Here is a 1,541-nt window from a genome sequence, read left to right on the forward strand (position 1 = left end):
GTAGCTGTAGCGGCCCATCCCGTACGCCGTGCGCGAGCTGTCGAGCCAGAAGCTGTACGGGCTCTCCGCGAAGGCGCGCAGGAACAGGCCCTCGGTGTCGAGTTCGACGTCGAGTTCGCTCCAGCGGAGCGTGGGCGTGACGCCGAGGAAATTGGCGATGATCTCCTCGCCGTACTCGCTGTCCACCGACTCGGGATGGAACTGCACCCCGTACAGGGGCCGTTCGCGGTGCTGGAGGCCCATCAGCAGCCCGCCCTCGGACCAGGCCGTCGCGACGAGGTCCGCGGGCAGCGGCTCGGTGACGGTGAGGGAGTGGTAGCGCACGGCCCGGAAGCCCTGCGGTACACCGGCGAAGACACCGGTTCCGGTGTGGGTGATCGCACTGGTCTGCCCGTGGACGATCTCCGGCGCGTGCCGGACGTCGCCCCCGAAGGCCAGCGCCAGGCCCTGGTGTCCGAGACAGACGCCGAGGACGGGCACGGTCGCCTGTTCCAGGAGGTCCCGGCAGAGCCCGAAGTCCTCGTCCCTGGCCGCGGTGCCCGGGCCCGGGGAGATCACGACGTGGGTGAAGTCCTGTCTGAGCAGTTCGTCCGCCGTCGCCTCGTCGTTGCGAACGACGACGGGAGGCACGCCTGCCACCTTCCATATCAGCTGGAAGAGGTTCCACGTGTAGGAGTCATAGTTGTCTACGAGAAGGATCCGCAGGTCTATCACGATGTGGTCGAGCTCCTTGATGGCCGGAACGGCCTTTTGGGCACAGTGATCCGGCTGACCGACTTTTCTATCGGTGGTGATTCATCGGTGATGTGAATCGATGGCGCTGAATTGAGCGCACGTCGGCATGCCCGGGCGGATGCGCATGGCTATGCGGATGAAACTGACATTTTCTAGCCCCCGTAATGTCTGTCACAGCTCGGATCATTCAGGGCGCACGTTGTGCTCGTGTGGCCGGTGCGCCGGTCCGAGAAGGTCGTTCCAACGTTCGATGCTAGCCATGCCGGGCCGAATATGCATCCCCGTGTGACCCAACCCACTTGCCACCTGCGGGAACGCGGTGAGTTGTTACTCGAGTCAGTTGGCGGAGCATCAGAACGGAATGCTGCATTCAGTGCTGAGGGCGCATCAGCCCGCCTCCACGGCTGCCAGGACACCCTCCGCGATCCGGGCCAGATCCTTGTCACCGGTGATGAACGGGGGCATGGTGTAGACCATGTCGCGGTAGGGGCGCAGCCACACTCCCGCGCGCATCGCGGCCCGGGAGGCCGCGGTCACGTCCACGTCGTGGTCGAGCTGGACCACGCCGATGGCGCCGAGCACCCGTACGTCGACCACGCCCGGCAGCGCCCGGGCCGGCTCCAGGTTCGTCCGCAGCTCCGCCTCGATCCGCTTGACCTGGGTGCGCCAGTCGTCCCGGATCAGCAGCTCGATCGAGGCGACCGCCACCGCGGCGGCCAGCGGGTTGCCCATGAAGGTCGGTCCGTGCGCGAGGACGGGAAGCTCGCCGCGCGAGATGCCCTCGGCGATCCGCGGGGTGCAGAGCG

The 1,541-nt window shown here is 66.8% G+C and carries 2 protein-coding genes; both read right to left on the reverse strand.

Annotation, left to right across the window (positions count from 1 at the left end):
* Positions 1–714: gamma-glutamyl-gamma-aminobutyrate hydrolase family protein (locus tag ACFWVD_RS28515; protein ID WP_379247981.1), on the reverse strand; the 714-nt coding region annotated here is incomplete at its 3' end.
* Positions 715–1,122: 408 nt separating this feature from the next.
* On the reverse strand, positions 1,123–1,541 hold a 419-nt coding region (locus ACFWVD_RS28520; protein WP_379247983.1), incomplete at its 5' end, for an aminotransferase class III-fold pyridoxal phosphate-dependent enzyme.

It is taken from the genome of Nocardia sp. NPDC058666 (assembly GCF_042714895.1).
Classification (GTDB): Bacteria; Actinomycetota; Actinomycetes; order Mycobacteriales; family Mycobacteriaceae; genus Nocardia.